The following is a 3,701-nucleotide window of genomic DNA, read 5'->3' on the forward strand; positions in this document are numbered from 1 at the left end:
CGAGGACGTTGTGAAACAACAAACTCAACTCAAAATAGTCAAATCGTTTGTGGAACCAGAATCAAACGGAATTGACGACGTGCGAATGCCGGAATCCTCTGAACCTGACTTAAACACCTTGAACTCACGCTTTGTTTTGGCAGATCGTGAATTTTGAAGGCCCTAAAATTATAAGCGCATACTATGTAAGGAGATGCAGTTGGTGTGACGCTGTTTTTACAGAAATCAGAATGCCTCAATAGTTGATTTTTGTGTCGTGTCGTGTTAAAAGTATTACCATGTTTCAAAAATGATTCATCTGTTATGTATACCGCAATGACACGGCACTCTGAAATTGTGAATCTTATTTGAGCAGACAATGCATGCTGCTGAATAAGATCCATCAGTCTGGCCAAGGGGGCATTTTTGCAAACTGAGCATGGGAACTGCTTTTGTATAGCCAGTTGTAGTTCCTGATTTTGAGAATTATTATTAGTGGCTTTCTGTTCTGGGGAGAGTAGCGTCCTGGTCGAAATTTTGATTTGACGTTTACATATTGTTCACTGCATTTTGATCGTGTAGATAAGGGATTTAATATTTTCACGATTGCTGGAATGTTTTGGAACGGGGCAGATGTGCTAGAACTTATCCTGACTGTCATGGACGACTAAGGCATAATTGAGGCGCCGACCAGTGTCTTGATTGATTTTGGGAGTCATTCCTAATGTCCCCAGCGATGATTAAGGCCCTTGAGTGTCAAACTCGTCGTGATTTAGCAGCAACTGCAAAGTCTCATGGAATTGCCGGTTGGCATGGTATGAGAAAGCAGGAATTGGTCAAAGCGATCGCTAAAATCAAGACAGCAACATTAAAGCCCAAGAGTAAGAGCACTCCCATCACCAAAAAATCTCCTCCATCTGAAACTCACAGACCTGCAGCTGTTCCTTCTTTCCCTTCTCAAAACAGTTCTAATTCTCCCAATCTGACTCCAACAGAACATCAGGCAAAAATTCAAAAATTGCTTCGATCAAACGGGCAGAGTTCTTGCAGCGAAAAAATGCATCCCACTTCGGAATCGTCTGAGACAACCCTGAATGCGCAGGTCAAAGATTCCCACTGGCTGCTGGCAACCTGGACGATTACCCAGGGAAGTCTGGACCGTGCCAAAGCAGCCTTAGGTGCCTACTGGTATCAGGCCGTGCCTGTCATTCGTGTGTATGATATCACAACGAATGAAAACAGCAGGACCAGTAAAGCCTATGTCAAAGACGTTGAAATCAAAATCGATTCCGGCTTATGGTATGTGCAAATCGATCAACCTGCCCGGTCTTATAAATTACAGCTCGGTTTTGTAACTCCGCAAAACAAATTCTTCGGTTTACTCTATTCTCACAAACTGACGCCTCCCATGCCCGAAGTTTGTGAAAAAGGAGGAAAAACGAGACGTGCCCTCGATAGCAATTACTCGGCTACGCGATCGAGGCGTTATACGTCACGACCTAATAATGGGGGAAGCCCCATGACAAGGCTTGCTCTTCCGCTCACACTTGATTCAAACGGTGAATCAAGTGGAACCAACGGCAAGAAAACTAAACGAGAGTTTCATGTGGAAACAGAATTGCTCATTCATGGGACGTCCGATCCACAAGCGGAAGTTACTTTGCTGGGAGAAAAAATCCCTGTCAGCAAAGAAGGGCGATTTGCTCTGCGATTGAGCCTTCCTAATGGCAGGCAGGTAATCCCGGCGGTAAATACGTCATCTAACAAGCGACGTCAGCAAACAATTGTGCTCGCCATTGAACGGAATACAAAAGATCTGGAACCAGTTCATCTTGATGAATAAGGAAATGCGCTCGCATCGCCAGATGACTGACAGAGTGCGCTTCTCTGTCAGTCGGCGTTTCCGTAAAACACGTCAGTGGTAAGGCCCGTTTTCTCTTCCACTTTCCGGGCAATCTGGTCGACTTGTTCTGAACTGAGCGAAGTCACATAATCTTCAGCAGTCCGGCGGGCGATTGTGTAAACCTGAACCAGTTTGATCTGCCCTCCTGAGTTGACAATCTCATTCAGCCTCTGGCAGTATGCTTCAATTTCAGCTTCTTCGGGGGGCTGCTGACTGACCTGCATAAACAGGCTCTGAATCACAATCGGCCTCTGCTTTGCTACGAGAGTGATGTTCTCGAGAACCTTTGAAAATCGAATTTTGGTTCGATCAATGGTTTTAAAATAGCTTTCGGTACCGGCGTCAAGTTTTGCCCAGATTTCGCCTTGATTTTCATCTAAAATTTTCAAAGCATCCTGTGTACTTTTCCGGTGGAACATGCTGGCATTGGTAATGAGAACCATTTTGACCTGATCGGCCTGATATTTCTTTTTCAGGCCCGCCACTTCTTTGACGATTTGATCAAAATTGCGGTATGTTGTAGGCTCTCCAGCCCCGGAAAATGCAATATCGTTTAGCCGCCTGAGGTCGGGAGGGACCGAAGCAAATTTCGGGTCCTGATAAATTTCACCACTGATCACAAACTTCAGCATGTCATCAAGCTCTGCGATCAGTTGCTCAAACCCGACAAAACGGGTTTCGGATTCTTCGCGGCGATCTACCTGACAGTAGATACAGTCAAAATTACAGATTTTATCCGGATTCAAATTGATGCCGATTGAGATCCCTTTACTGCGCCGGGACAGCACCGGATAGACAAACTTATTCTCGTGATAAGTTCGCTGATGCTCAGAGTGTAGTGGGAGTGACGATGATGGCATGGCTCAAATTCCAATAGGATGCGATTGGCTTTTTCTTTTTATATGTCTGCTCGCCCTGAAAGACAAGAGGGGCTTGAATAGTTATCACTTGATCCAATCGACCGCTTTACCCGAATGAGAACAATATCAACAAAAAAACGTGGCAACAACTATGATAAGTCATTGCCACGTATGTACTTTCTTCAGGGCATATACAGGAGCGGATTAGACTTCCTTGGAATCGATCCAGCTCATCATGCGACGAAGTTCTTTACCGACGGTTTCAATCGGGTGTTGTCTGTTCAAACGACGGATCGCTTTGAACGAGGCCTGATTGGCTTTATTTTCCAGTAACCAGTTTCTGGCAAATTCACCCGTTTGAATCTCAGTCAGGATCTTCTTCATTTCCTTGCGAGTTTCTGCTGTGATGATGCGTGGTCCGCTAGAATAATCACCATATTCGGCTGTGTTGGATACACTGTAACGCATGTAGTTCAAACCGCCTTCGTAGAACAGGTCCACGATCAGTTTGAGTTCATGCATGCACTCAAAATAAGCCATTTCAGGCTGATATCCTGCTTCAACCAGTGTGTCATAACCGGCTTTTACCAGTTCGCTGACACCACCACAGAGCACAACCTGTTCGCCGAACAGGTCTGTTTCTGTTTCCTCAGCGAAGGATGTTTCAATCACACCGCCGCGAGTTCCGCCGATGCCTTTGGCGTACGCTAATGCCAGCTGACGAGCGCTTTCTCCAGCACCGTCAACTAAAGCGATCAGCGAGGGGACTCCGCCTCCTTTAACATATTCGCTGCGTACAAGGTGACCGGGACCTTTGGGGGCGACTAAAGCAGCGTCGACACCCACGGGCGGGACAACCTGATTAAAGTGGATATTGAATCCATGAGAACAGAGCAGCAGATTTCCCTTGCTCAAATTAGGGAGAATTTCACTTTTGTAGAGATCGCCCTGAACTTCAT

At 45.8% G+C, this 3,701-nt stretch carries 3 protein-coding genes and 1 pseudogene; 2 read left to right on the forward strand and 2 right to left on the reverse strand.

Features of this window, described 5'->3' with window-relative positions; all coding sequences use genetic code 11:
* Positions 1-715 precede the first annotated feature (715 nt).
* Both Q0294_RS23480 and Q0294_RS17765 read left to right on the forward strand, forming a co-directional pair.
* Positions 716-820: pseudogene (locus tag Q0294_RS23480) on the forward strand (Rho termination factor N-terminal domain-containing protein); the annotation flags it as partial.
* A 216-nt stretch (positions 821-1,036) separates the two neighbouring features.
* A complete protein-coding gene (locus Q0294_RS17765; protein WP_299468136.1) occupies positions 1,037-1,822 on the forward strand; it encodes a DUF4912 domain-containing protein in 786 nt (261 codons plus the stop codon).
* Between the two features lie 47 nt (positions 1,823-1,869).
* On the opposite strand, the gene Q0294_RS17770 is transcribed toward Q0294_RS17765, so the two are convergent.
* Both Q0294_RS17770 and ilvC read right to left on the reverse strand, forming a co-directional pair.
* Positions 1,870-2,742: a radical SAM protein gene (locus Q0294_RS17770; RefSeq protein WP_299468138.1), complete on the reverse strand. Its 873-nt coding sequence runs from the start codon at positions 2,740-2,742 to the stop codon at positions 1,870-1,872.
* 204 nt (positions 2,743-2,946) lie between these two features.
* Positions 2,947-3,701: ketol-acid reductoisomerase (gene ilvC / locus Q0294_RS17775; protein WP_299468139.1), on the reverse strand; the 755-nt coding region annotated here is incomplete at its 5' end.

Origin of the sequence: uncultured Gimesia sp., assembly GCF_937919775.1 — a bacterium.
Taxonomy (GTDB): domain Bacteria; phylum Planctomycetota; class Planctomycetia; order Planctomycetales; family Planctomycetaceae; genus Gimesia.

Coding starts and splice junctions, on each gene's coding strand:
- Q0294_RS17765 (WP_299468136.1), top strand. CDS start 1,037: ATGCATCCCACTTCGGAATCGTCTGAGACAACCCTGAATGCGCAGGTC.
- Q0294_RS17770 (WP_299468138.1), bottom strand. CDS start 2,742: ATGCCATCATCGTCACTCCCACTACACTCTGAGCATCAGCGAACTTAT.